Source organism: Brevundimonas aurantiaca (assembly GCF_014199955.1).
GTDB classification, from domain to species: domain Bacteria; phylum Pseudomonadota; class Alphaproteobacteria; order Caulobacterales; family Caulobacteraceae; genus Brevundimonas; species Brevundimonas aurantiaca.
Map to the genome: position 1 here is coordinate 66,719 of NZ_JACHOQ010000006.1, position 23,097 is coordinate 89,815.

21 protein-coding genes are annotated in these 23,097 nt (G+C 68.4%); 12 read left to right on the top strand and 9 right to left on the bottom strand.

The genetic code is table 11. The annotated features are described in order from the left end of the window. Positions 1 to 61: 61 nt before the first annotated feature. The 5 genes from GGQ93_RS12315 to GGQ93_RS12335 all read right to left on the bottom strand — a co-directional run bounded on the left by GGQ93_RS12315 (position 62) and on the right by GGQ93_RS12335 (position 7,371). Positions 62 to 1,585, bottom strand: coding sequence for a copper resistance protein B (locus GGQ93_RS12315; RefSeq protein WP_183217340.1), 1,524 nt, complete (start codon positions 1,583 to 1,585; stop codon positions 62 to 64). Beyond that, on the bottom strand, positions 1,582 to 3,384 hold the full coding sequence (locus tag GGQ93_RS12320) for a copper resistance system multicopper oxidase (protein WP_153921608.1): 1,803 nt from the start codon (positions 3,382 to 3,384) through the stop codon (positions 1,582 to 1,584). Before GGQ93_RS12320 ends, GGQ93_RS12315 begins: the two co-directional genes overlap by 4 nt. A gap of 137 nt (positions 3,385 to 3,521) precedes the next feature. Continuing rightward, positions 3,522 to 4,013, bottom strand: coding sequence for a DUF305 domain-containing protein (locus GGQ93_RS12325; RefSeq protein ID WP_224761373.1), 492 nt, complete (start codon positions 4,011 to 4,013; stop codon positions 3,522 to 3,524). Positions 4,014 to 4,062: 49 nt separating this feature from the next. Continuing rightward, a complete protein-coding gene (locus GGQ93_RS12330) occupies positions 4,063 to 4,743 on the bottom strand; it encodes a DUF305 domain-containing protein (RefSeq protein ID WP_054765328.1) in 681 nt (226 codons plus the stop codon). A 273-nt stretch (positions 4,744 to 5,016) separates the two neighbouring features. Further along, positions 5,017 to 7,371, bottom strand: coding sequence for a heavy metal translocating P-type ATPase (locus tag GGQ93_RS12335; RefSeq protein ID WP_153921602.1), 2,355 nt, complete (start codon positions 7,369 to 7,371; stop codon positions 5,017 to 5,019). Positions 7,372 to 7,469: 98 nt separating this feature from the next. Between GGQ93_RS12335 and GGQ93_RS12340 the strand changes: the two genes are divergently transcribed. Both GGQ93_RS12340 and GGQ93_RS12345 read left to right on the top strand, forming a co-directional pair. Further along, the gene (locus GGQ93_RS12340; RefSeq protein ID WP_153921599.1) at positions 7,470 to 7,745 is read left to right on the top strand and encodes a metal-sensitive transcriptional regulator; all 276 of its coding nucleotides are present in this window, start codon (positions 7,470 to 7,472) and stop codon (positions 7,743 to 7,745) included. 290 nt (positions 7,746 to 8,035) lie between these two features. Then, positions 8,036 to 9,196 (top strand): acyltransferase family protein, encoded by a 1,161-nt coding sequence (locus GGQ93_RS12345; RefSeq protein ID WP_183217342.1) that lies wholly within the window; start codon positions 8,036 to 8,038, stop codon positions 9,194 to 9,196. Here the strand turns inward: GGQ93_RS12345 and GGQ93_RS12350 are convergent. Then, positions 9,159 to 9,545: a DUF7662 domain-containing protein gene (locus tag GGQ93_RS12350; protein WP_183217344.1), complete on the bottom strand. Its 387-nt coding sequence runs from the start codon at positions 9,543 to 9,545 to the stop codon at positions 9,159 to 9,161. The genes GGQ93_RS12345 and GGQ93_RS12350 overlap by 38 nt on opposite strands. 162 nt (positions 9,546 to 9,707) lie before the next feature. Here GGQ93_RS12350 and GGQ93_RS12355 point away from each other — a divergent pair, with 162 nt between their 5' ends. The 3 genes from GGQ93_RS12355 to GGQ93_RS12365 all read left to right on the top strand — a co-directional run bounded on the left by GGQ93_RS12355 (position 9,708) and on the right by GGQ93_RS12365 (position 14,211). Then, positions 9,708 to 11,840: a TonB-dependent receptor gene (locus GGQ93_RS12355; protein ID WP_152950399.1), complete on the top strand. Its 2,133-nt coding sequence runs from the start codon at positions 9,708 to 9,710 to the stop codon at positions 11,838 to 11,840. Positions 11,841 to 11,847: 7 nt separating this feature from the next. Continuing rightward, positions 11,848 to 12,891, top strand: coding sequence for a PepSY-associated TM helix domain-containing protein (locus tag GGQ93_RS12360; RefSeq protein WP_183217346.1), 1,044 nt, complete (start codon positions 11,848 to 11,850; stop codon positions 12,889 to 12,891). Positions 12,892 to 13,074: 183 nt separating this feature from the next. Beyond that, complete coding sequence (locus tag GGQ93_RS12365) at positions 13,075 to 14,211, top strand: acyltransferase family protein (RefSeq protein ID WP_183217348.1); 1,137 nt, start codon at positions 13,075 to 13,077, stop codon at positions 14,209 to 14,211. A 29-nt stretch (positions 14,212 to 14,240) separates the two neighbouring features. Here GGQ93_RS12365 and copD read toward each other — a convergent pair whose 3' ends face one another. The 3 genes from copD to GGQ93_RS12380 form a co-directional block, all read right to left on the bottom strand. Continuing rightward, complete coding sequence (copD, locus tag GGQ93_RS12370; protein ID WP_153921584.1) at positions 14,241 to 15,161, bottom strand: copper homeostasis membrane protein CopD; 921 nt, start codon at positions 15,159 to 15,161, stop codon at positions 14,241 to 14,243. A gap of 4 nt (positions 15,162 to 15,165) precedes the next feature. Next, positions 15,166 to 15,528, bottom strand: coding sequence for a copper homeostasis periplasmic binding protein CopC (gene copC, locus GGQ93_RS12375; protein ID WP_066551017.1), 363 nt, complete (start codon positions 15,526 to 15,528; stop codon positions 15,166 to 15,168). A gap of 345 nt (positions 15,529 to 15,873) precedes the next feature. Next, a complete protein-coding gene (locus GGQ93_RS12380) occupies positions 15,874 to 16,635 on the bottom strand; it encodes a glutaredoxin family protein (protein WP_183217350.1) in 762 nt (253 codons plus the stop codon). Between the two features lie 69 nt (positions 16,636 to 16,704). On the opposite strand from GGQ93_RS12380, the gene GGQ93_RS12385 reads away from it, so the two are divergent. The 7 genes from GGQ93_RS12385 (at position 16,705) to GGQ93_RS12415 (ending at position 22,943) form a co-directional block, all read left to right on the top strand. Beyond that, positions 16,705 to 17,115, top strand: a complete 411-nt coding sequence (locus GGQ93_RS12385) for a MerR family transcriptional regulator (protein ID WP_183217353.1) — start codon at positions 16,705 to 16,707, stop codon at positions 17,113 to 17,115. 146 nt (positions 17,116 to 17,261) lie between these two features. Then, entirely contained in the window at positions 17,262 to 17,393 is a 132-nt protein-coding gene (locus GGQ93_RS12390) for a metal-sensitive transcriptional regulator (RefSeq protein ID WP_183217355.1), read from the top strand. Between the two features lie 8 nt (positions 17,394 to 17,401). Beyond that, a complete protein-coding gene (gene dmeF / locus GGQ93_RS12395) occupies positions 17,402 to 18,331 on the top strand; it encodes a CDF family Co(II)/Ni(II) efflux transporter DmeF (RefSeq protein WP_183217364.1) in 930 nt (309 codons plus the stop codon). Positions 18,332 to 18,413: 82 nt separating this feature from the next. Next, complete coding sequence (locus tag GGQ93_RS12400) at positions 18,414 to 20,351, top strand: FTR1 family protein (protein WP_183217366.1); 1,938 nt, start codon at positions 18,414 to 18,416, stop codon at positions 20,349 to 20,351. Positions 20,352 to 20,411: 60 nt separating this feature from the next. Then, positions 20,412 to 21,146: a class I SAM-dependent methyltransferase gene (locus GGQ93_RS12405; protein ID WP_224764321.1), complete on the top strand. Its 735-nt coding sequence runs from the start codon at positions 20,412 to 20,414 to the stop codon at positions 21,144 to 21,146. Next, entirely contained in the window at positions 21,139 to 21,693 is a 555-nt protein-coding gene (gene lspA, locus GGQ93_RS12410) for a signal peptidase II (protein WP_183217368.1), read from the top strand. The genes GGQ93_RS12405 and lspA overlap by 8 nt, the downstream gene beginning before the upstream one ends. Continuing rightward, the gene (locus GGQ93_RS12415) at positions 21,690 to 22,943 is read left to right on the top strand and encodes a cytochrome P450 (protein WP_224764320.1); all 1,254 of its coding nucleotides are present in this window, start codon (positions 21,690 to 21,692) and stop codon (positions 22,941 to 22,943) included. The genes lspA and GGQ93_RS12415 overlap by 4 nt, the downstream gene beginning before the upstream one ends. Positions 22,944 to 23,097 lie beyond the last annotated feature (154 nt).

Genomic DNA, 23,097 nt, shown 5'->3' on the forward strand with positions numbered 1-23,097 from the left:
ACGATCACGGCCGCCTATCGGGGGCCAAGGGTCAGACGAGGCCCGCCGCCGTCGACCTTCGCTAGAACCACGTCCGGATGCCGACGACGAGGCGCGTGTCTTCCGAGCTTTGCCCGTCGGCTTCGAGGAAGTCCGCCGTGTTGCCGAAGCTCTTGGTCCATTCCAGGCCGACATAGGGGGCGAACTCCTTACGGAACTCGTACCGCAACCGAGCCCCGATCTGGAGCGACGTCAGGCCGGATCCGATCCGAAGCTCGGGGATGTCCTCGGCCGACAGCACGACTTCGGCTCGGGGCTGCACGATCCAGCGATTGGTGATCCGCTGATCGTATTCGGCCTCCGCCCTCGCCGTGAGTTCGCCCTTGTTGGAGAGGAAGGCCGCCGCATCGACCTCGAACCAGTAGGGCGCGAGGCCCTGGACGCCCACGACCAGATCGGTTCGGTCGCCTTCCGGACGGTAGGTCTGCCGCAGACCCGTCTGGAAGTCGAAGAACGGCCGGAACGCCCGGCTGTAGAGGGCCTGGATCTCGGCTTCCTCGACCTCGCCGTCGAAGTCGCCCTCGACTTCCGACTTCCACCAGAAGCGGTTGATGTCGCCGCCGGTCCAGCCCTGCGCGTCCAGCGCGTAGCCTTCTTCGCCGTCTCCGAAACTCGCTTCGAGCTGGTCGATGATCACCGCGGTGGTCCGCACGTCGCCATTCTCGACGCGAAGCTGTTCGCGGGCCGCCGCCATCTCCGCGGGATCGAACAGGGTATCGGCGGCGTGAGCGGGGCCGCTGGTCGCCCCGGGCGGAAGGGGCATTTCCGGAGGGCGTCCCGGGTTGTCCGCGCTGGTCGGCACGTCGGGCGGCATCGCCATGGTCGACATGTCATGACCCGGGGGCATCTGCCCCATGGTCGACATGTCATGTCCCGCCGGCATGGCCGGCGCTGGCGCGGTCTGGCCCATCGTCGACATGTCGTGCCCGGCGTGGGGATCCCGCTGACCGGCGGCGGCCGGCTGTTGGCCGCTCTGCATGGTCGACATGTCGTGGCCCGCCGGCATGGCCGGCGCGGGCGCGGTCTGGCTCATCATCGCCATGTCGTGCCCGGCGTGGGGATCCGGCTGACCGGCGGCGGCCGGCTGTTGGCCGCTCTGCATGGTCGACATGTCATGTCCCGCCTGCATGGCCGGCGCGGGCGCGGCCTGCCGCATCGTCGACATGTCGTGCCCGGCGTGCGGGTCCGCCTGGCCGGCGGCGGCCGGCTGCTGGCCGCTCTGCATGGTCGACATGTCATGTCCCGCCGGCATGGCCGGCGCCGGCGCGGTCTGGCCCATCGTCGACATGTCGTGCCCGGCGTGCGGATCCGCCGACGCCGGCGCGCGCTCGGGCACGGCGCCGGTCGGGCAGACCGGCGCCCCGGACGTTCCGACGCGGGACGGATCCGCCGTCGGCGCGCCGCGCCGGACGCAACCGGCGGGCAGCTGGACGGCGGGCTGGGCGGCGTTTACCGCCGCGCCGTGCCCTGCGTGGCTCTGCGCGAACACCGGGGCGGCCGAGGCCGCGAGGAGCAGAGGGACGAGACCCACGGACCGACGGATCATGACGAGGCTCCTGTCATCGGGCGGACGGTGACGACGTTGAACATGCCCGCGTGCATGTGCATCAGCATGTGGCAGTGGAAGGCCCAGTCGCCCGGTGCGTCGGCGGTCAGATCGAAGGTCACCTTGCCGCCGGGGGCGACGTTGACGGTATGCTTGAGCGGCTGATGCCCGGCCGGTCCGCCCGTGACCAACTCAAAGAAGTGGCCATGCAGGTGGATTGGGTGAGCCATCATGGTGTCGTTGACGAGGGTCACCCGCACTCGCTCATTGCGCTCGAAACGGATGGGCTCGACCAACTCACTGAACTTGCGGCCGTCGAAGCCCCACATGAACCGCTCCATATTACCGGTCAGGTGGATTTCCATCGTGCGCGACGGGGGGCGCTGGTCCCTGTTGGGGACTAGCGACACCAAGTCGGTATAGACCAGCACCCGGTGCGGGACGTCTTCCAGCCCCATCGGCCGTTCACCCAGGCGATTGGCCGGATCCATGGCGATGGCGTCTACGCCGACGCCAACCGCCATGTCTGGCGGAGCGTTTTCAGGGTCGCGCATGTTCATTCCGCTCATGGACATGCCGCCCATGTCTCCCATCGGAGCCCCGCCTTGCGTCGAGGCTCCATGATCCATGCCGGTCATCGCGCCATGATCCATTCCGGACATGCCGTCCATCGAACCGTGATCCATTCCGCCCATGCCCATGTCGCGCATGGTCAGATTAGGAACCTCCCGAAGCGGCGGGACCTCGGCCGTCATGCCCAGACGCGGCGCCAGGGTCGCCCGGCCCATGCCTGAGCGGTCGATCGCCTCGGACACGATTGTGTAGGCACGATCTTCCGTCGGCCGGACGATGACGTCGTAGGTCTCCGCCACCGAAATCTGGAACTCATCGGTCTCGACCGGGCGCACGTTCTCGCCGTCGGCCTGGACCACGGTCATCGACAGGCCGGGGATGCGGACGTTGAAGATCGACATGGCCGAGGCGTTGATGATGCGCAGTCGCACCCGTTCGCCGGGTCGGAACAGGCCGGTCCAGTTCTCCTGCGGGCCGTGTCCATTGATCAGATAGGTGTAGGTCGTCCCATTCACGTCGAGGATGTCGCGCGGGTCCATCCGCATCTGGCCCCACATGCGCCGTTCCTCCAGGCTCATGCGGTCCTCGCCGGAGAAGAGGCCCGCCAGGGTCGTGCGCTGCCGGTTGAAGTAGCCGGGGCTCTTCTTCAGCTTGTCGAGGATTTCGTGCGGATGCATGAAACTCCAGTCCGACAGGACCAGCACATGCTCGCGGTCGTAGGCGACCGGATCGGCGCCGGCCGGATCGATGACGATCGGCCCGTAGTGGCCGAGCGCCTCCTGCAGGCCGGAGTGGCTGTGATACCAGAAGGTGCCGGACTGCCTGATCGGAAACTCGTAGACGAAGGTCTCGCGCGGCTTGATGCCTGGGAAGCTGATCCCGGGCACCCCGTCCATCTGGAAGGGTAGAAGAATCCCATGCCAGTGGATCGAGGTGTCTTCGTCCAGGGTGTTCGTCACCGCCAGACGGACGTTCTGGCCTTCGCGCAGCCGCAACACCGGCGCCGGCAGCACGCCGTTGATGGTCGTGGCCGTCGCGGTGCGCCCGTTCACGGTGAAGGGCGTCTGACCGATGGTCAGATCGATATTCGGCCCAGTCAGGGTAGGCAGGTCCGACCGCAGCCCCGGCGAGCCCGTCTGCGCCCAGGCGGGCATCAGGCCCTGCAAGGCGGCGAGACCGCCGCCCGCGACGGCGCCGCGCAGCAGCAGTCGACGATCCAGCTTCATAAGATACTCCTCAAAGTCAGAACCGCGCCTCGGCGAGGCGACGATCTATATGGTTTTACGCAGGCGACCCGGTCGGCCCTCGCGACACGCTGCCGCAGAGCCGACCGGGCCGGAAACTCCCGTCGCCTAGCGCTGGATCAGCGCCTCGCCAGGATGGCTTTCATCTGGGCGATCTCCCTCTCCTGGGAGCTGACGATCTCCTCGCACAGACCCAGCACTTCCGGATCCGTCAGCGAGGCCTGCTGACACATCAGGATGGCGCCGGAATGGTGCGGGATCATCGATTTCAAGAACTCGGTGTCGCCCACCGCCGCCTGGGTCCGCATGCCGTAAAAGCTCACCGCGAACACCAGGGCGGCGGCTCCGCCGATCAGAAGGTTGGTCCGTTTCGACGGATACATCGATCGCATGAAGATCAGCATGAGGATGGCCATCGGCGACACCATCATCAGCGTCATGTAGACGTTGTTGAGGTTGAAATAGAAGTGATTGAGGGACGCGATCATCGTGTACATCACCAGGTACATGATGATGAAATCCACGATGAGCTCGACGCCGAAGGAACGGTAGCTCCCCTTCATCGAGTCCATCGTCTTCATCTTTGAGTCCATCGTCTTCATCTTTTCCATGGATCGGTCCTTTCGCGACAACGCTCTTCAATCACATTCCGATCGCCAATCAGGCAGCGCCGGCCGGATGGGAGTCCAGCCAGGCGCGCAACTCGGCGATGTCGGCGGTCTGCATCTCGATCGTTTTCTGCGCCATGCGCCGGATGTCGGCGTCCTGACTTTCGCGCAACACCACCTGGGCCATGTCGAGGGCGCCCTGGTGATGCGCGATCATCTTGCGAGCCCAGGTCTGGTCCGTGTCGGCCCCGGTCGCGGCCATCATGGCGTCCTTCATCTCGGCCTCGGCCGTCGCGTATGGATTTTCCGCGCTTCCGCCTGGAGCCGCCGCGCCGGCGGCGGCGCCCACGTTCGTTTCAAGCCAGCGCCGCAGCTCGGCGATGTCGCCGGGCTGCATCTCGATGGTCTTCTGGGCCATGCGACGGATATCCGCGTCCTGTGTGTCCCTCAGCACGATCTCGGACATGTCCAGCGCGCCCTGGTGGTGAGGGATCATCTTGCGGGCCCATGTCTCGCCCGCATCCGCGCCCATGGCGGACATCATGGCCTCGTGCATCTTGGCCTCGGCGGCGGAGAACGGAGTCTGCGCCATGGCCATCGGCTCCTGCGTCTGAGCCGAGGCTTCGGCCTCCGTGTTCGCCGGCGGTTCCGCCGACGGGCTGCAGGCCGCCAGAACGAGAGCGGAACAGCCGGCGACCAGGAGAGACGTGCGGGTGAAAGTCGGGATGAGCATAGGGCGTCTCCGCTTGAGGGGGTCGCCGGCGGATCGCCGGACGGCCAGACGAACGATGCGTCCGACAACGCTGCGGCGGGTGCGAGTTTGGTCCCTTGCCCCGACTGCCCACGCCGGACATCGTCCAGCGTAATCCAGCCCCGGCGCCACGGTTCCGCCGTGATTAAATATTCCCGAACGCCGTTGGATCAGGCGAGGGATCGGTCGCCGGAATGCGTATTGGCGCCCCCCGCGGCTCTCGTCTGCGACGGCTTTCTGGCCAGGGGACATCCATCAGAGTCGGACGGCCCGGAGCCGCAGCGCGTTGGCGATAACACTGACGGAGGACAGGGCCATCGCCAACGCCGCCAGGGCCGGCGACAACAGAAGGCCGAAGACCGGGTAGAGCAGTCCCGCCGCGATCGGAATGCCGAGGGTGTTGTAACCGAAGGCGAAGACCAGGTTCTGACGGATGTTGCTCATCACCGCCCGGGACAGTTTGCGCGCCCGGACGAGGCCCTGGAGATCGCCTCCCAGCAGGGTGACGCCGGCGCTTTCGATCGCCACGTCCGACCCGGCCCCCATGGCCACCCCCACGTCGGCGGCGGCCAGGGCCGGGGCGTCGTTCACACCGTCGCCGGCCATGGCGACGATCCGACCCTCCGCTCTCAGCCGCTCGACGACCGCCGCCTTGTCCTGAGGCAGGACCTCGGCCTGGACGTCGTCTATGCCGAGCCGGCGCGCCACCGCCTCGGCCGTCGTGCGGTTGTCGCCGGTCATCATCACCAGACGCAGCCCCGACGCCTTCAGATCGCGGATGGCCTCGGCGGTGGTCGCCTTGACCGGATCGGCGATGCCCAGCACGCCGGCCGCAGCCCCGTCCACGGCCACGAAGATGGCGGTCGCGCCGTCTTGGCGAAGCGCTTCGGCCTCGACCTCCAGCGTCCCCACGTCGACGCCGATCTCGGCCAGATAACGGCTGTTGCCGAGCGCCACGCGGCGGCCGTCGACGACCCCGGTGACGCCGCGCCCGACGGGGCTGTCGAAGTCCGACGCCTCGGACAGAACCAGATTTTGGTCGCTCGCCGCCCGAACGACGGCGTCCGCCAGCGGATGCTCGCTGCTCCGCTCAAGACTGGCGGAAAGTCTCAGAAGCTCGGCCTCGTCGAACCCATCGGCTGGCCGGACGGCCGTCACCGAGGGGCGCCCCTCCGTCAGGGTGCCGGTCTTGTCGAGCACCAGGGTGTCGACCTTTTCGAAGCGCTCCAGCGCCTCGGCGTTCTTGATCAGCACTCCGGCGTGGGCTCCGCGCCCCACCCCGACCATGATGGAGATGGGCGTGGCGAGCCCCAGGGCGCAGGGACAGGCGATGATCAGGACCGAAACCGCCGCGACGAGCGCGTAGGAAAGCCGCGGTTCGGGGCCGGCGAGCCCCCACACGACCGCGGCCAGAACCGCGATGCCGATCACCGTAGGGACGAACCAGCCCGAGACTTTGTCGGCTAACCGCTGGATCGGGGCGCGGCTGCGCTGGGCCTGGGCGACCATCTGGACGATCTGGGCCAGCAGGGTGTCGGCGCCGACCTTGTCGGCCCGCATCACGAACGATCCCGTCTTGTTGAGCGATCCGGCGACGACCCTGTCGCCGATGTCCCGGGTCACCGGCATCGACTCCCCCGTCACGAGGGACTCGTCGAGGGTCACCCGCCCATCCAGAATCTCGCCGTCGACCGCCACCTTCTCGCCGGGACGGACGCGCAGCCGGTCTCCGACCGCGACCAGGTCGAGGGTGACGTCCTCGTCCCCGCCGTCGTCGCGAACCCGCCGGGCGGTCTTAGGGGCGAGGTCGAGCAGCGCGCGGATGGCCCCTGACGTCTGCTCGCGCGCCCGAAGCTCCAGGATCTGGCCGACCAGCACCAGGACGGTGATGATGGCCGCCGCCTCGAAATAGACCGGCGCGCTGCCGTCCATCCGCCGGACCGCCGCCGGGAACAGATGCGGCGCCAGCACCGCGACCACGCTGTAGATCCAGGCCGCGCCGACGCCGATGGCGATCAGGGTGAACATGTTGAGGCTGCGGTTGCGGAGGGACGCCCAGCCCCGCTGGAAGAACGGCCAGCCGGCCCACAGCACGACCGGCGTCGCCAGGGCGAACTGGATCCAGTTGGAGGTCTGTCCGGGAACCCGCATCGCCAGCCCGGTCAGATGGCCGCCCATTTCAAGCGCGAAGACCGGCAGCGTCAGAACCGCGCCGATCCACAGGCGGCGGGTGAAGTCGATCAGTTCGTGATTGACCGGCGCCTCGGCGGTGACCGTCTCCGGCTCCAGCGCCATGCCGCAGATCGGACAGGAGCCAGGTCCCTCCTGGCGCACCTCCGGATGCATCGGGCAGGTGTAGATGGCGCCAGGCACGACGGGGGCGGGTTGCGGCTTGTCTCCCAGGTAGCGCTCCGGATCGGCCTCGAACTTGGTCCGGCAGCCCGCCGAGCAGAAGACATAGTCTTGGCCCTCATGGGCGGCCCTATGCGCCGCGATCGCCGGATCGACGCTCATGCCGCAGACCGGATCGACCGCCGTCGCCCCGTTGCCGGCCGGCTTGGCCGAACAGCAACTGTGACCGGCGGGATGCGATTGGGAGGGCGTGGACATGGCTGACTCCTAGAATGCTGGTCCCAGATATACCCTATTGGGGTATAGCACAAGAGACGGTCCGGGAGTAGAATCGAACGACCAGAGCGAGGAATTGGATGCAGACGGAAACCAAGCCCAAGGTGATGAACCGCCTGAACCGGATCGAGGGACAGGTGCGCGGTATCGCCCGGATGGTCGAGGAGGATCGCTACTGCATCGACATCCTGACCCAGCTCCAGGCCGTGCGGGCGGCGCTGTCGCGCGTCGAGAGCGAGGTTCTGAAGGACCACATGGATCACTGCGTCATCGGCGCGATCGCGGGTGACGATCTCGCCGACCGTAAGGCCAAGGCGACCGAACTGATCGAACTTCTCGGCCGCGCATCCCGCTAGTCAGGGACGGATTCCCGGCGTCCGGTCGCCAGCCCGGCGGTCGGCCTGGACATCCTCTCGTCCGGCTGAGGGACATGACGCTTCACGTCTCGGGGGCCGGCCCTCACCCAGAGTCGCAGCGGTCCAGGCTGGCGAACCGGCTGAGGTCGTTCCGGAGCCGCAAGCCAGGCGTGGACGTCCCGTATGACCGGCCGGTCCCGTCGGCGTCGCGCATGAGGGATGTTACCGCGCGGTGCGTATCTCAATATGGCGGCCGGTGCTGATCCGCCGCCCTTGGGGGGCCATCGCGAATGACATCCATACCGCCGACCCGAGACGGCTACCCCGCCGATCTCAGGGCTCTGACCAGTCTGCGCGCCTTCCTCGCCGTGGGGGTGGTGCTGTTTCACTATCAGCTCCAATGGGATCCGGCCCTGGGCTTCAGCCCGATCATCGAGCGCAGCCGGCTGGCGGTGGACGCCTTCTTCATGCTGTCGGGCTTCATTCTGGCTCACGTCTACGGCCCGGCCTTCGCAAGCGGCGGTTTCAGCTACCGGCGTTTCATCGTCGCCCGGCTGGCGCGTCTCTACCCCTTGCACGTCGCCGTTCTGACGGGCGCCCTGGTCATGGTCCTGGGCGCGACCGCCGCGGGCGTTCGCTTCGACGGCGAGGGCTATGGGCTGCTGGCCTTCTTCCAGACGCTGTTTCTCATCCAGGCCTGGTTTCCAACCGATGCGGAGTTGAACTGGAGCGGGCCGAGCTGGTCCCTGTCGGCGGAATGGTTCGCCTATCTGCTGTTCCCCGCCTACGCCTGGCTGGCCCTGCGCCTGCGAATGCGGCCCTGGGTGCTGCTGGGGATCGGGGCCGCGGCGTTCGTCGTCATCGACGCGTTCTACGTCCAGGCGTTCGGCAAGGTTCTTCCGCGAGCCGAGGACTCGCTCGGCATTCTCCGGATCGCCCCGGAATTCCTGGTCGGCATGGCGCTTTACGGGCTGGGCCATCGCTGGCGCTGGAGCCGGCCCGTGGCCGCCGCGGCCGCCTTGTTCACGACCGTCCTGCTGCTGGGCGCGATGCAGCTGTCGCTGGACGACCGCATCATCGTCGCCCTCGCCGCCCCCGTGATCCTGGCCTGGTCCCTGCTCGCGCGGGCGGATTGCGAGGGCCCCCTCGCCTCCCCGGCCCTTGTCTTCGCCGGGGAAGCGTCCTTCGCCCTCTATCTGGTGCACATGCCGGTGATCGTGGCCTGGAAGGGCGTCGTGGCCGAGCTGCGCGGCGTCGACAGCACCTTCCGCATTACGCCGGTCGAGCTGATCGGACTGTTCGTCGCCACATCGCTGATCGCGGCCGCGCTTCATCTGCTCGTCGAAAAGCCCGGCCGGACCTGGATAAGGCGCCGGTTCGACAGTCGTCGCGACGAGCCCGCCCCGGCCGCGCTCAGCCCGCCGGCGCTCCGTGAGCCTGGCGACCGCTGAGCCGACCGGTCTCTTCGCCCTCCGCGACGGCCGTCCGCTCGCTGGCGATGACACCGCCGTCGAGAACCGGCCGATCCCGACCTCCGATCGACCCGTCGCGCGGACCTCCTTCGCGGATAAACCGCACCGTCTCCGTTCGGAGATGCGGCTCGGCCACGAAGCCGGCGTCCGCCAAGGCGAGATGCTGTGGCGTCGCGGGCGCGCCGCGCTCAGGTTTCCACCAGCCCTCCGTCGCCGCAGCCTTCGGGAGAAGGCCGCTGATGATGCGTTCGATATCGCGGAACGTCAGCACCACTTCGGTCCGCCTTTGACGCCGCAGATAGGTTGCGAGGGGCGCGTATTTGGCCATGAACCTCTTTTCCTCTCGCCGCCCCGCAGGTCAAGCGCTGCTCGGCCCCTGCGATAGCGACGACGTAGCCAACGCTAGGCTGGCTAGATGCGAGTGCGATTGACTCGCAAGAAGCCTTGTGGTCAGACTCCCTCCCTGCCGTTTCCCCCCCCGAAGTGCTCCATGTCCCCTCGTCTCCTCGCTACCGTCGCCCTCCTGCCGCTGCTGCTGGCCGCGCTTCCCGCCGCGGCCCAGGAGGCGGCGACCCCGGACGCGACGCTTCTGGACGAGGTGGTGGTCACGGCCTCCCGGATCGAAACCCCGCGCTCCGCGATCGCCGCCACGGTCGAGATCATCGACGCCGAGGCCATCGTCCAGCAGACGGCGCTGGCCGCCTCGGCCGTCGACACTGTGGCGGCCCTGGCGCCCTCCTTCTCGCCGACGCGGCAGAAGCTGTCGGGCTTCGGCGAGACCCTGCGCGGACGCTCGCCGCTCTATCTCGTCGACGGCGTGCCGCAGTCGACGCCGCTGCGCGACGACAGCCGCGACGGCTACACCATCGATCCCTTCTTCATCGACCGGGTCGAGGTCATCTTCGGCTCCAACGCCATCCAGGGCATCGGGGCCACCGGCGGGGTGGTCAACTACGTCACCGCCCGCAAGCCGTCCGAGGCGGAGGGCCTGACCGGGCGGATGATGGCCCAGGTCACCACCGACGACGAGCTACAGGGCGACGGCGTCGGCGCCAAGATCGCCGCCATCGGCGGCCGTGACTTCGGCGCCTTTGACCTGACCTTGGGCGCGGCCTTCGAGACCCGCGGCGCCTACTATGACGCTGACGGCAGCCGCGTCGGCTTCGACGGCGCCCAGGGCGAGGTCCAGGACTCGCAAGCCGTCTCGCTGCTTGCGCGCGGTGGCTGGGACCTGGGCGGCGATCGCCGGCTGGAGGGCTGGGTCAACCGCTTCGATCTGGAAGGCGACGGCGACTATGTGACCGTGGCGGGCGACCGGGCGACGGGCGTCCCGACCACCGCCGTGCGCGGCGCGGCGCCGGGCCGGCAGCCGTCCAACGCCGTGACATCGGCGGCTCTGAGCTACACCGACCGCGACCTGTTCGGCGGCGTCCTGCGGGCTCAGGTCTTCGCCCACGATTACCAGGGCGTATTCGGCGGCGGCAGTTTCCCGGACTTCCAGGACCCCCGCATCGCTCCGGTTGGGACCCTGTTCGACCAGTCGGCCAACAATTCGGAAAAGCTGGGCTTCAAGATCGACTGGCAGGGCCAGGTTCCTGGCCTGACGGGCCTCAAGGCCCTGGTCGGCCTCGACGGCCTGCGTGACCGGACCTATCAGGAACTGGTCCTGACCGGGCGCAACTGGGTGCCGGAGACCGCCTACGAAAGCCTGTCGCCCTTCCTGCAGCTGAACCAGTCGGCCTTGGCCGGCCGCCTCAGCCTGTCGGCGGGCGTGCGGCATGAGTCGGCGAAGCTTAAGGTCGACGACTTCCAGACCCTGTACGCCTACGGCCCTCAGACGGTGGCGGGCGGCGAGCCGGGCTTCGAGGAGACGCTGTTCAACGTCGGCGCCGCCTTCGAGGTGACGCCGGCTCTCCTCGTCTACGGCTCCTTCGCCCAGGGCTTCACCATGCCGGATGTCGGTCGGGTGCTGCGCGGCATCAACCGCCCCAATCAGGACGTCGACACCTTCCTCAACGTCGAGCCGGTGGTGTCGGACAACACCGAGGTCGGGGTCGAATACCGCGGCGCGCGCGTCGAGCTGTCCGCCGCCGTGTTCCGGTCCGAGGCCGAACGCGGCTCGCTGCTGAACCGGCTGCCCTCGGGCATCTTCGAGGTGCAGCGCCAGGCCACGCGGATCGATGGACTGGAGCTGAAGGGACTATGGCGCGCCACGGACGCCCTGACCCTTGGCGGCAGCTACGCCGCGCTCGACGGCCAGAGCGACAGCGACGGCGACGGCGATCTGGACCGCGACCTGAACGGGGCCAACATCTCGCCCGACCGGCTGCTGCTGTGGGGCGAGTACGAGACAGGCCCGATCGCCCTGCGCCTTCAGGCCCAGACCTATCTCGCACGCGACTTCGACGGCGAGCCCGCGGCCAACGGCTTCGAGGGCTATACGGTGCTCGACGCCGTGGCCCGCTACGAGGCGGGCTTCGGCACGGTGTCGCTGGGGGTGCAGAACCTGTTGGACGAGCAGTACATTTCCTATTTCTCGGACACCCAGGGGCCGACCGACAATCTGCGCTATTTCGCCGGTCGCGGGCGCACGGCCACCGTGACCCTGACGCGGAGCTTCTGAGCCGGTGATGGGCGCGATCCGCACGCTCCACGCCTGGGCCGGGACCGCCCTCTCGATCCTGGCCATGGTGTTCGGCCTGACGGGATCGTTGCTGGTGTTCGAGGACGACTGGATCCGCGCCACCGTCCCCGCCGCGCGCGCCGAGATCGATCTCGATGCCGCCCGTCTGGGTGCGGCGCTGGACCGGCTCGAGGCGGCCGAGCCCCGCCTCACCTCGGTGGTCCTGCCGGGCGGGGCGGTCGGCGTTCACCGGCTCTACCTGGCCGACGACGGTTTCGCTTACGTCGACGCCGACGGCAAGGTGGTGGACCGCTGGCGCGGCGCGGCGCGAGCCGAGACCTGGATCTTCGACCTTCACCACGAACTGCTGGCCGGTCACACCGGCAAGCTGGTCGCCGGAGGCGCCGGCCTGGCCCTCGCGCTGATGATCCTGACCGGCCTGGTCGTCTGGATTCCCGCCTGGCGCGCCACCGGCTGGCGGGTCTGGCCCCGCTCGGGGGCCCGGCGCGAGCTGATCGGCAGTCATCGCAATCTCGGCCTGATCTTCGCCATCCCGCTAGTCGTCTTCAGCCTCACCGGAGCGGCCATCGTCTTTCACGGCACGACCCAGGCCCTGCTGGGGGCCGTCCCGGCGCCGCCGGCGCCGGTGGTCGGGACGGGAGACGTCGACTGGGCTCGCGCCCTGGCGGAAGCCCAGGCCCGCTTCCCCGAAGCGACCCCGCGCATGGCCGTCCGCCCCGCCGAGCCGGGCAAGCCCGCCACGATCCGTTTGAAGCAGCCCGGCGAGTGGCACCCCAACGGCCGCACGACCGTGACCATCGATCCGGCCACCAGCCGTGCGGTGGCGACCTCCGACGCCAACGCCCTGCCGAACGGCGTGCGGGCCTACAATGCCTTCTACCCCCTGCACGCCAGTTCGGTCGGCGGCTGGCTCTATGACGCGGTGACGCTGCTCAGCGGCGTCGCCATGGCGGCCCTGGGGGTGATCGGCGCCTGGGCCTTCCTGGGAAAACCCCGACGGCGCTCGCCTCGGTCAAAACCGACCCGCTGAGGCAAGACGCGCGACGGAACGGTAGGGTTCGCCTGATCCTCGGCCGTGCCCTCCCGGGCGTCGCTCCAGGTCTGATGCCCTCAGACGGACCCCGCGCGAGCCCATATGCGACCACCAGCGGCAAGGCCTCGTTCACCGTGTCGGGCAAGCCTTCCTTGGCGCCTGTGGGGGGATGATGGCTCGATGACGGAAGATCCAGCACCTCCTGAGCCCCGACGCCCGCCGCCGATCGCGCGCGGCGGCTGGCTCGACCTTCTGCGTTTCGTCGTCGGGGCGATGATCGTCCTCTATCACTTCCGCGAGGCCGCTCCGATCCCCTTGCCGCTCTTCCATCCGGTCTTCGACCGCGGGTATCTGCTGACCGACTTCTTCATCATCGACTCCGGCTACGTTCTCGCCCGCGTCTACGGCGAGCGGCTCGCGGACGGGCGAATTCCGCTTTCCGTCTTTTACCGTCAGCGTTTCCTGAGGGTGGTTCCGGCCCACATGGCCGTCAGCCTCGCCCTGGCGGGGCTGGTGCTGGCGGCGGCGATCCTGGGCCAGACACCCAGCCACCCGGAATGGTTCGACTGGTCCCGGTTTCCCGCCCAGTTCTTTCTGGTGCAGGCCTATGGGGTGCCGGGCGGAGAGGGATGGAACGCGCCGACCTGGACGCTCTCGGCACTCCTGGGCTGTTACGTCAGCCTGCCCTTCCTCGCTCGCGCGGCGCGCGGCTTGTCCCCATGGCTGATCCTCGCTCTCGGGGTCGGTGGGCTGCTCGCCGCCAACCTGGCCGCCCACGCCGCCTTCGGGTTGCCGATCTACGAGATGCCGTTGCGCCTCGGCTTCCTGCGGGCCTTTCCGCTGTTCGCCCTCGGCGTCGCCGTGGCTCTGTTCGCCCGGCAGGTCTATTGCCCGCCCCGTCTGGCCGCCGGTCTGGGCGGTTCCGCCGTGGTCGCTGTGGCGGGTCTGCAGGCTCTGGGACCCCATAATCTGGCGACCCTCGGCCTCCTGACCGTCATCATCTTCGCCACCGGGGCCTTGCCGGTTCGGAGCCCGTCCAGGCTGGTCGAGCACCTCGCTTTGATGGCGTTCGCGATCTTCCTGACCAACGAAGTGATCCGGATCGTGTGGTTCGGCGTGCTCGACGCCGTCGATTGGCGGAGTTGGAGTCCGTCAGTGCAATGGACCGCCTGGGCGGTCGGCCTGGCCGCGGCTTTCGGCGGCGCCGCCGTCTTCCGCTACGCCTTCGACCGACCGACCCAGGCCTGGTTCAATCGTCCGCAGTCGGGGTCGCGATCGACCTCCCCCGCGGCCAAGTCTCCCGTTCCCGCGCTGTAGGCCGATCCTTCACAAAAGCTCGGCGAGGTTCACATCATGGCGGCGGGGGGCGCCTGGGTGCCCATGATCGCCACGATCAGAAGCAGCAGGGCCGCCAGCACGGTCTCCAGCGCCAGGCTGCGCCGCAGGCGGCGCAAGGCGAGCGGACGGGCGTGATCGTCTTCGAGCGCCGATCCGAGATGCGGGGTCAGGACAAAGCGGTTCGAGGCCGCTAGGGCCAGCATGCCGGCGAACAGGACGAGTTTCAGGATCAGAAGAACGCCGTAGGGCGTCGTCAACAGGCTCCCGAGCCGGCTGAACCCGATCAGATAGGCGCTGTTCACCAGACCCGTGATCGTCAGCAGGACGACGGCGAGCGTTCCCAGGCCGGCGAAGCCCTCCAGGGCGGCATGGGTCACCGGCGCGCCCGCCGCGTGTCCGTGGCGAGCCCGCAGCATCAGGAACAGCGCGACCAGGCTGCCGAGCCAGAGTCCGGCGGCAAGCGCGTGAACGACATCGGCGATCAGATGCGGCCAGCGGCCCGCGCCTTCCGTCGCCGCCCCGTGACCGGTCCAGGCCAGGCTGGCGCCGACCACGGCGCCGACGACGGTCAGCGCGATCCAGCCGCCGCGTCCCGGTTTCAGACTGATCAGCAGAACGGCGGCCAAAAGGGCCATCGCCGCGCGAACCAGGAAGCCGACGCCCAGGCCCGTGCCGAATGCCACGTAGGACAGCGACTCCGGCTTCAGCGCCTCGGTCAGCGATCCCGCCATCACGGCGGTTTGGACCACGAGGTTGGCGAGAGCAGCCAGGACGGTCGCCACGGCGGCGACCAGCAGCGTCGTTCGCGGCCACCTTTCGGCGGCCGCGTCCGACATGGGCATCCTGAACGCGAAGAACAGGGGGACGCCAAACAGCAGGACGGCGCCGATGTACTGCCCCAGCCTCAGCAGGACGACCGTTGTCTCCATCTGATCAGCGGACCGAGAAGTTGGTGGACCCCGTCATCCGGTGCCCGTCCGGAGACGCCACCCGCCAGTTGACCACGTAGGCCCCGGCCGCCAACGGCCTCGCCGGAGCGCCCGAGATCGTCTTGCCGTCCTCGGACACCCGTGTCTGGACACGGATGGTCGCGCCCGCCGCATTGACGAGATCGAAACCGGAGAAGGCCGGCGCCACGCGCTCGCTGAAGGTGAGGCTGATGGTGCGCGGCGCCGCGACCGCAGCGCCGGCGGCCGGCGTGGCGCTCACGAGACGCGCGTGTGCATCCGCCTGACCGGCGACCAGGGAAAGCGCCGCGACGGTCGCGGCGAGCGATGCGATTTTGAAACGGGTCAACTCAAACTCCTAGGAAGGGACGCCCCTACTGTCTCTTACGCGGCGCGGAAAGCGGCCCCTCAAAAGTTCAAGGATCGCCGAGCGACACGAGCGTCCGCACCCTGACCGGAAAGCGTCCTGAGACGACTTCGAGCCTATGCTGGTCGCTGGGACGCCAGTTTGGCCATGCAGCAGTTTGATCACTGAGAGTGCTCAAACCACGGACATTGGAAACCCCGCGGTCATCTGATGTCGGGTCGTTCGCCTAACGCCGTCCTGGTCGTCGCACCACCGGAGTCGGTCACCGCCGCTGGGTAGGCGGGGTCGCTCATCGAACGGATCCTGCGCCGCGTCATGGTCGGCGGGTCACATCGCCATCGCGCCCGCCCGACCATATTCCATGACCAGCATCCAGACCGCCATTGCGATCATCATCAGGTTTTCAGTCAAGGACAGGAAGCCCAGCGGAACATTGCTGTCGCCGCCGACGCAGGCGCATTTCAGCTCACGCTTGTCGAGGTAGACCGCCTTGAACACCGAGATCGCCCCGATGCCGCCGATGAACAGGGCGACCGGCGCGGACAGCCAGGTCAGGACGCCCGCCACCATCAGGGCGCCCGCCCCGAACTCGGCAAAGGGATAGACCTTGCCATAGGGCACCCATCGCTTGGCCAGCAGGTCGTAGTTGAGGAACATCGCCGAGAAGCTCTCGACGTTCTGCAGTTTCAGCATGGCCAGCGCCATCATGGACAACGCGATGAACCACTCGCCCGCGCGCACCGTGAAGGGCGTGCCATCGACCGCCAGACCGAGCATGGCCGCCATGACGGCGGTGGTCAGGAACACCACGAGCACCGGCGTATAGGTCGTCGCCTTCGGATCGCGGACCTTGAGGCCGAAGAAGCGGCGCAGGTCGTCGTGCCCGCCGATCCGCTTGCCGTCAATGAACACCTGCGGCGTTGTCTTAACCCCGTGTTCGGCCTTGAAAGCGTCGGTCTGCTCTCGGGTCGTCAGCCAGTGATCCTCGACCTCGTAGCCCCGGCTCTTCAGCAAGTGACGGGCCTTCAGCCCCCACGGACAGGTGTGCTCCGGCATCACCATGCGATAAATACTGGCGGTCTTGGTCATCTGGGTCTCCTCGATCTTCACAATCCAAGGCGCACACCCTAGGTTCCGTACTATGATACGGAGTCAAGCATGAAGGTTCGGACGATCGCCGGACTGGCGCGAGAGGGCGGCGTGGGGGTCGAGACCGTGCGTTTCTATCAACGACGAGGTTTGATCCCGACGCCGGACCGCTGGTCCAGCGACGGGACCGGCGGGATCCGCCGCTATGGCGAGGACGATGTGCGCCGGCTCAGGTTCATCCGGTCGGCCCAGGTCGCCGGGTTCACGCTCGACCAGATCAAGGAACTGCTCTCCCTGGACGCGGGCGAGGATCGCGTCAGGGCGCGCGAACTGGCCGCCGAACGACTGACGGCCCTGGATCGCACCATCGCCGATCTCGAGCAGGCGCGATCCGCCCTGATGCGCCTGGCCCAGGCCTGTCAGTCCAAGGACACGGGGCCTTGTCCGATCATCGCAACCTTTCAGGGCGAGCAAACCTGAACTTAAAGTCCGATGTCTTTCGACTTCAGAGTCCCCCGGGCCTTCGCCCGGCTCGTTCGGCCACCGACGATGCCGATCGTCGATGACGAAGGCCATGACTCCGCCCCTCCCCCGGATGGCCGCAGGTCGCCGCCGCCCGCGGCGCATTGGGCGGCCTGTTCGAGGAACTACTCGAAGACCACCTCCGTCAGCACGTCGTCGGCTTCCACCTGAGCGACGCGGACCGGCAGGCCTGCGCCGAAGAACTGCCCGCCCTTATCCGCCGCTACGCCCGCTGAGACCCCAGATGACCACATTCGACACCGACCATTTGACGCACGACCACCGCTTTCTGGGGGCGTCGCACGACGCCAACGCCCGCAAGACCCTGTGGGTGGTCGCCCTGACCGCGGTGATGATGGTCGGCGAGATCGTGGCGGGGACGGTGTTCGGGTCCATGGCCCTGCTGGCCGACGGTTTCCACATGGCGACGCACGCCGGCGCGCTGGCTGTCGCGGCCGGCGCCTATGCCTACGCCAAACGCCATGCCGACAACCGCCGATTCAGCTTCGGCACCGGCAAGGTCGGCGATCTGGCCGGCTTCGCCTCTGCCCTGGTGCTCGGCATCGTGGCCCTGGGGATCGCGGGCGAGTCGGTGGGCCGGCTCTTCGATCCTCGCCCGGTCGCCTTCAGCCAGGCCACGCTGGTCGCCGTCCTGGGCCTCGCCGTCAATCTGGTCAGCGCCCTGCTCCTCGCCGGCGGCGGTCATCACCATCATCACCACGGCCATCACCACCTCCATGATGAGCATGACGATCACGACCAAAACCACCGGGACAACAACCTGCGCTCGGCCTATTTCCACGTCCTGGCCGACGCCCTGACCTCGGTGCTGGCGATCATCGCCCTGGTCGCCGGTCGTTACCTCGGGTGGGTCTGGCTCGATCCGCTGATGGGCATCGTCGGCGCGATCGTCATCGCGCGCTGGTCATGGTCCCTGATGCGCGACACCGCCGCCGTCCTTCTCGACACCACCGACCATCACGTCGAGGACGAAGTCCGCGAGCTGGTGGAAGGCCCCGGCGACGCGCGGATCACCGACCTGCACGTCTGGCGCGTCGGTCCGGAAGCGCATGCGGCTATCGTCAGCGTCACGGGCACGGTGGCTGCAGAGACTGTCCGCACACGTCTTCGACCTGTGCATGAGATTGGGCACCTGACTGTCGAGTGTCGGTAGAAGCTCCAGGGCCTCTTGATCCTCTAGCGACTTGAGCATGCATGCTGCTAATGAGAGCCAATCTCACGAACAGGATGCCACCATGTCGGCGACGCTTCGTCTCCTCCTCGTACTCGCGCTTCTGCTGGGCGCCGCGATGCCCCAGCGCGGCGCGGCCCAGGAGGCGACCCCCGGGGCGGAAACCGCTTGGCGGCTGCTGGACTACATCGCCGTCGACTATCCGGGCGCCGTCTCCGACGGCCGGGTGATCAGCGAGGCGGAGTACGCCGAGATGCGCGAGTTCTCGACCTCGGTGCGCAGCCGCATCGCTGCGCTTCCGGCGCACGAGGCCCAGTCCCGGCTACTCGCCGGGTCGTCCGTCCTGATCTCGGCGGTCGAGACTCGCGCGGCGCCGGAGACGGTCGCGCGACAGGCGCGAAGCCTCGCCGAGGATCTCCTCGCCGCGTATCCGACGCCCCTCGCGCCGCAGTCTATCCCTGACCTGCCGCGCGGCGCGGCGCTCTACGCCGAGCAATGCGCCGTCTGCCACGGGGCGACCGGCCGGGGCGACGGACCGGGGGCGGCCGGGCTTGAGCCGCCGCCGATCGCCTTCACCGATCGCGACCGCGCCCGCGAGCGCAGCCTGTTCGGCCTCTATCAGGTGATCGGCCAAGGCCTGGACGGCACCGCCATGCCCAGTTTCGCCCACTTGTCGGCCGAGGATCGCTGGGCCCTGGCCTTCTACGTCGGCGGCTTCGCTTACGCCGACGACGCGCCCCGCGCGGGCGAGCGCGCCTGGCGCAACGACCCCGACGTGCGCGCCGCCGTGCCGAACCTCGAGGCCCTGACCCAAGCTACACCGGCGACGTTGGCGTCCCGCCTCGGAGAGCCGCGGGCCAATGAGGTGGTCGCCTATCTTCGCAGCCATCCGGAAGCGCTTGCGGTCGGGGGCGCGGACGGGCTCGATCTGGCGCGCCGCAAGCTCGGCGAGAGCCTGGCGGCGTATCGCGCCGGCGACGCGCGGAAGGCCGAGGAGCTGGCTCTCTCGGCGTATCTGGACGGTTTCGAGCCGGTGGAGCCCCTGCTGCGGGCCCGCGACGGCGAGCTGATGGCGCGCATAGAGGCCGCGATGGGCGAGCTCCGCGCCAGCCTCAACCGCCGGGCCCCGACCGATGAGGTGGCCGGACAGGTCACGGCCCTGAGCGGATTGTTCGACGAGGCCGGCCGGGCTCTCGCGCCATCCGAGGCCTCGGCCCTGTCGACCTTCCTCGGCGCCTTCACCATCCTGCTGCGCGAGGGGCTCGAAGCCCTGCTGATCGTGATCGCGATGGTCGCCTTCCTGCGGAAGGCCGAGCGCCAGGACGTCCTGCGCTACGTCCACGGCGGCTGGGTCGCCGCTCTCGTCGCGGGGTCCGCCACCTGGGCGGCGGCGACCTGGCTGATCGCCATCAGCGGCGCGAGTCGCGAACTCACCGAAGGCGTCGGCTCGCTGGTTTCCGCCAGCGTGCTCCTATCCGTGGGCGTGTGGATGCACGGCAAGGCCCAGGCCGGCGCGTGGCAGGCCTACATTCGCGACAAGTTGTCGGCCGCCCTGTCGAAGCGTTCGGCCTGGTTCCTGTTCCTGCTCGCCTTCATCGTCGTCTATCGCGAGGTTTTCGAGACCATCCTCTTCTACGCCGCCCTATGGAGTCAGGGGACCCAGGGCGCCCTGCTCGGCGGCGCGGCGCTGGCGGTCGTCTGCCTCGCCCTGATTGGCTGGGGCCTGCTGATGTTCAGCAAGCGGCTGCCGATCTCGCAGTTCTTCGCCTACAGCGCCCTGCTGATTGCGGCCCTGGCCGTGGTTCTCGCGGGCAAGGGCATGGCCGGACTTCAGGAAGCGGGAGTCGTGGACATCCGTCCCCTCGCCGCCCTGCCTCGCGTGGAAATCCTCGGCCTCTTCCCGACCTGGGAGGGCCTCGCGGCCCAGTTACTCGCGCTCACGGCGGTCGTTATCGGCTTCTGGTGGGCGGACCGGAAGAGCCGGGCCGAGGCCGAGGTCTAGGACGAGCGCGGCGAATGATCGAAAACCCCCATTGATCCTCCAGTGACTAGAGGATGCAGCATGAAGCCTGATCCTGGAGGCTTCATGACTCGACCTGCATCCCCGGCTGAATTCACTCCGGCCCTCGGACATCCCAGCCTCACCGGCCTGTATGACGCCGCGATCGCGCTGATGACGCGCGAAACCGTCTGGCGGGCGGCTCTCGTGGCGCAGCTCGCGCCGCGCGACGGCGAAATCATCGTCGACGTCGGCTGTGGCACCGGCACGCTCGCGACCCTGATAAAGGTCGCAGCACCCGGGGCCGAGGTGATCGGCATCGACCCCGATCCGGAGGTGCTGGACCGGGCCCGCGCCAAGGCCCTCGGGCGCGGCGCTGACGTGGCGTTTCTTCAGGGCTTCGCCGGCCAGGTCGCGAACCTCGTCGGCCGGAACCGGGCGGACAAGGTCGTGTCCAGCCTTGTGTTTCACCAGGTGCCGATCGACGGCAAGCGCGCCGGATTGGTGTCTATTCACGCCGCCCTCCGGCCCGGCGGTGAACTGCACATCGCCGACTACGGTTGGCAGCGAACGGCGTCGATGCGGCTTCTCTTTCGCCAGGTCCAGGCCCTCGACGGAGTCGAGAACACCCGGCTGAACGCCGCCGGCGGGCTGCCCGACCTGATCGCGGAGGCCGAATTCGAGGGCGTCGAGGAACGGGCGGTGATCGCGACCGCCACGGGTTCGATCTCCCTGTATCGGGCCGGAAAGCCGCGCAGCTGCTCTGCGCTCACCATCCAGGAGACTGGGCATGCCTGATCGGAACCGCGCAGCCGCCCCCTCCGCCGTTCGGCAGTTTGGCGGACGAGCGGTCCGACTGGCCGCCGTGGTCCTCGCGATCGGTGTGGCCGGGGTCGATCAGCTTGCCAAGGCATGGGCCCGCACCCTGACCGCGCCGGTCGAGATCGCGCCCTTCCTGAACCTCCACCTGAGCTTCAATCGCGGCGTCACCTTCGGCCTCTTGTCGGCGGACGGCGAAGCCGGACGCTGGCTGCTGGTGGCGCTCACCGGCGCCGTCGCCGCGGCGGTTCTGGTCGCCGCCTGGCGCACGCGACGCCTGGCTCCGGCGCTTGCGCTCGGCGCGGTCGCCGGCGGCGCCCTCGGCAACATCGCGGACCGCATCCGCCTGGGCGCGGTGACGGACTTCATCGATCTGCACCTCGCCGGCCGCCACTGGCCTACGTTCAATCTGGCCGACAGCGCGATTGTGATCGGCCTCGCGCTGGTCCTCTTTGACGCATCGCGGCGATCAGCGCAGACGGAGGCTCCACCTTCAACGCCTGGCGAAAGGCGGCCACGGCCGTGAGCATTCCCCGAATTCCCCCGCGGGACGTGACGCTCCCGCTCCTGGCCGATCCATATCGCTTCGTTTCGAAGGAGAGCGCTCGACTCGGCTCGGATGCGTTCCAGACCCGCCTTCTGTGCAGAGGCACGACATGCCTCAAGGGCGAGAAAGGGGCCGCCCTCTTCTACGACGCGGAGCGCTTTCGACGCGAGGGTGCGATGCCATCGCCCATCCGCAAGACGCTGCTGGGCGAAGGCGGCGTCCAGGGCTTGGACGGCGAGGCTCACCGACACCGCAAGGCGATCTTCATGGGCTTGACGCAAGCTGATCGCGTCCGGGCCCTGGGAGCGCGCGTTGAGGCGGAATGGATTGAAGCCGCCGAGCGTTGGCTGCGCGCCGGCGCCACGATACGTCTGTACGACGAACTCGCCACCATGCTGACGCGCGCGGTGTGCGCCTGGTCGGAAACCCCGCTGCCCGAGGCCGACGTCCAGCTGCGGGCCGGTCACCTCAGGGCGTTGTTCGACGCCGCAGGAGCGCGCAATCCGCGCCATTTCTGGTCTCGGCACGCCCGACGCAGGGTGGATCGCTGGCTGAAAGGCGTGATCGAAGACGTTCGTGAAGGTCGGCATCGACCCGCGGAGAATACGGCGACGTTCGCGCTGGCTCACGCGCGGGATCCAGGCGGAACCCCTCTAGCGGCCGAGGTCGCGGCGGTCGAACTGGCCAACATCCTACGCCCGACCGTGGCGACCGCTGTTTACGTCGTGTTCCTCGCCCATGCCTTGCATACGCAGCCGGAGGCGGCGCGGGCCGCGACCCAGAGCTTGGCGGCGCGTGACGCCTTCATCGAAGAGATTCGCCGCTTTTATCCGTTCTTTCCCTCGCTCGTCGCGACAACCCGGCGAGACTTCGTCTGGGAAGGCCTGAGCTTTCCCGAGGGGCGTCAGGTGATCCTCGATCTCTACGGGACGAACCACGACGCCAACGCATGGCCGGACCCGGAAATCTTCCGGCCCGCCCGGTTCGCGAACCGCCCACCAGGCGCGTTCGATTTTGTACCTCAAGGCGGGGGCGATCATCTGACCGGGCACCGCTGCCCAGGTGAAGGCATCGTCCACGAGATACTGATGCGCTCGTTCGACGTCCTCACCACACGCCTTCGCTACGAGGTCCCAAAACAGGACCTGCGTCTGAATCTCCGTAGGTTGCCGGCCCTGCCCCGGAGCGGGTTCTTCCTACGACCGCTGGACTTGGCCCGTTCCGGGTGAGAACGAACTGCAGGCCGGTCGGCGGCCGTAGTGATCGCAAGGTTTCAAGACGCCGATACGCCGACCTTCGCGCCCGGACTCCGCCCTATCGCCGGACATCGCCCTTCCAAGCGTGTTGAGACGCCCGCGCGATCTCGCGCCGCCATGCCAAGGG

What these genes read in the sequence shown, in the direction of transcription:
- GGQ93_RS12315 (WP_183217340.1), bottom strand. Translation starts at nt 1,585, where the DNA reads ATGATCCGTCGGTCCGTGGGTCTCGTCCCTCTGCTCCTCGCGGCCTCG.
- GGQ93_RS12320 (WP_153921608.1), bottom strand. Translation starts at nt 3,384, where the DNA reads ATGAAGCTGGATCGTCGACTGCTGCTGCGCGGCGCCGTCGCGGGCGGC.
- GGQ93_RS12325 (WP_224761373.1), bottom strand. Translation starts at nt 4,013, where the DNA reads ATGGAAAAGATGAAGACGATGGACTCAAAGATGAAGACGATGGACTCG.
- GGQ93_RS12330 (WP_054765328.1), bottom strand. Translation starts at nt 4,743, where the DNA reads ATGCTCATCCCGACTTTCACCCGCACGTCTCTCCTGGTCGCCGGCTGT.
- GGQ93_RS12335 (WP_153921602.1), bottom strand. Translation starts at nt 7,371, where the DNA reads ATGTCCACGCCCTCCCAATCGCATCCCGCCGGTCACAGTTGCTGTTCG.
- GGQ93_RS12340 (WP_153921599.1), top strand. Translation starts at nt 7,470, where the DNA reads ATGCAGACGGAAACCAAGCCCAAGGTGATGAACCGCCTGAACCGGATC.
- GGQ93_RS12345 (WP_183217342.1), top strand. Translation starts at nt 8,036, where the DNA reads ATGACATCCATACCGCCGACCCGAGACGGCTACCCCGCCGATCTCAGG.
- GGQ93_RS12350 (WP_183217344.1), bottom strand. Translation starts at nt 9,545, where the DNA reads ATGGCCAAATACGCGCCCCTCGCAACCTATCTGCGGCGTCAAAGGCGG.
- GGQ93_RS12355 (WP_152950399.1), top strand. Translation starts at nt 9,708, where the DNA reads ATGTCCCCTCGTCTCCTCGCTACCGTCGCCCTCCTGCCGCTGCTGCTG.
- GGQ93_RS12360 (WP_183217346.1), top strand. Translation starts at nt 11,848, where the DNA reads ATGGGCGCGATCCGCACGCTCCACGCCTGGGCCGGGACCGCCCTCTCG.
- GGQ93_RS12365 (WP_183217348.1), top strand. Translation starts at nt 13,075, where the DNA reads ATGACGGAAGATCCAGCACCTCCTGAGCCCCGACGCCCGCCGCCGATC.
- copD (WP_153921584.1), bottom strand. Translation starts at nt 15,161, where the DNA reads ATGGAGACAACGGTCGTCCTGCTGAGGCTGGGGCAGTACATCGGCGCC.
- GGQ93_RS12380 (WP_183217350.1), bottom strand. Translation starts at nt 16,635, where the DNA reads ATGACCAAGACCGCCAGTATTTATCGCATGGTGATGCCGGAGCACACC.
- GGQ93_RS12385 (WP_183217353.1), top strand. Translation starts at nt 16,705, where the DNA reads ATGAAGGTTCGGACGATCGCCGGACTGGCGCGAGAGGGCGGCGTGGGG.
- dmeF (WP_183217364.1), top strand. Translation starts at nt 17,402, where the DNA reads ATGACCACATTCGACACCGACCATTTGACGCACGACCACCGCTTTCTG.
- GGQ93_RS12400 (WP_183217366.1), top strand. Translation starts at nt 18,414, where the DNA reads ATGTCGGCGACGCTTCGTCTCCTCCTCGTACTCGCGCTTCTGCTGGGC.
- GGQ93_RS12405 (WP_224764321.1), top strand. Translation starts at nt 20,412, where the DNA reads ATGAAGCCTGATCCTGGAGGCTTCATGACTCGACCTGCATCCCCGGCT.
- lspA (WP_183217368.1), top strand. Translation starts at nt 21,139, where the DNA reads ATGCCTGATCGGAACCGCGCAGCCGCCCCCTCCGCCGTTCGGCAGTTT.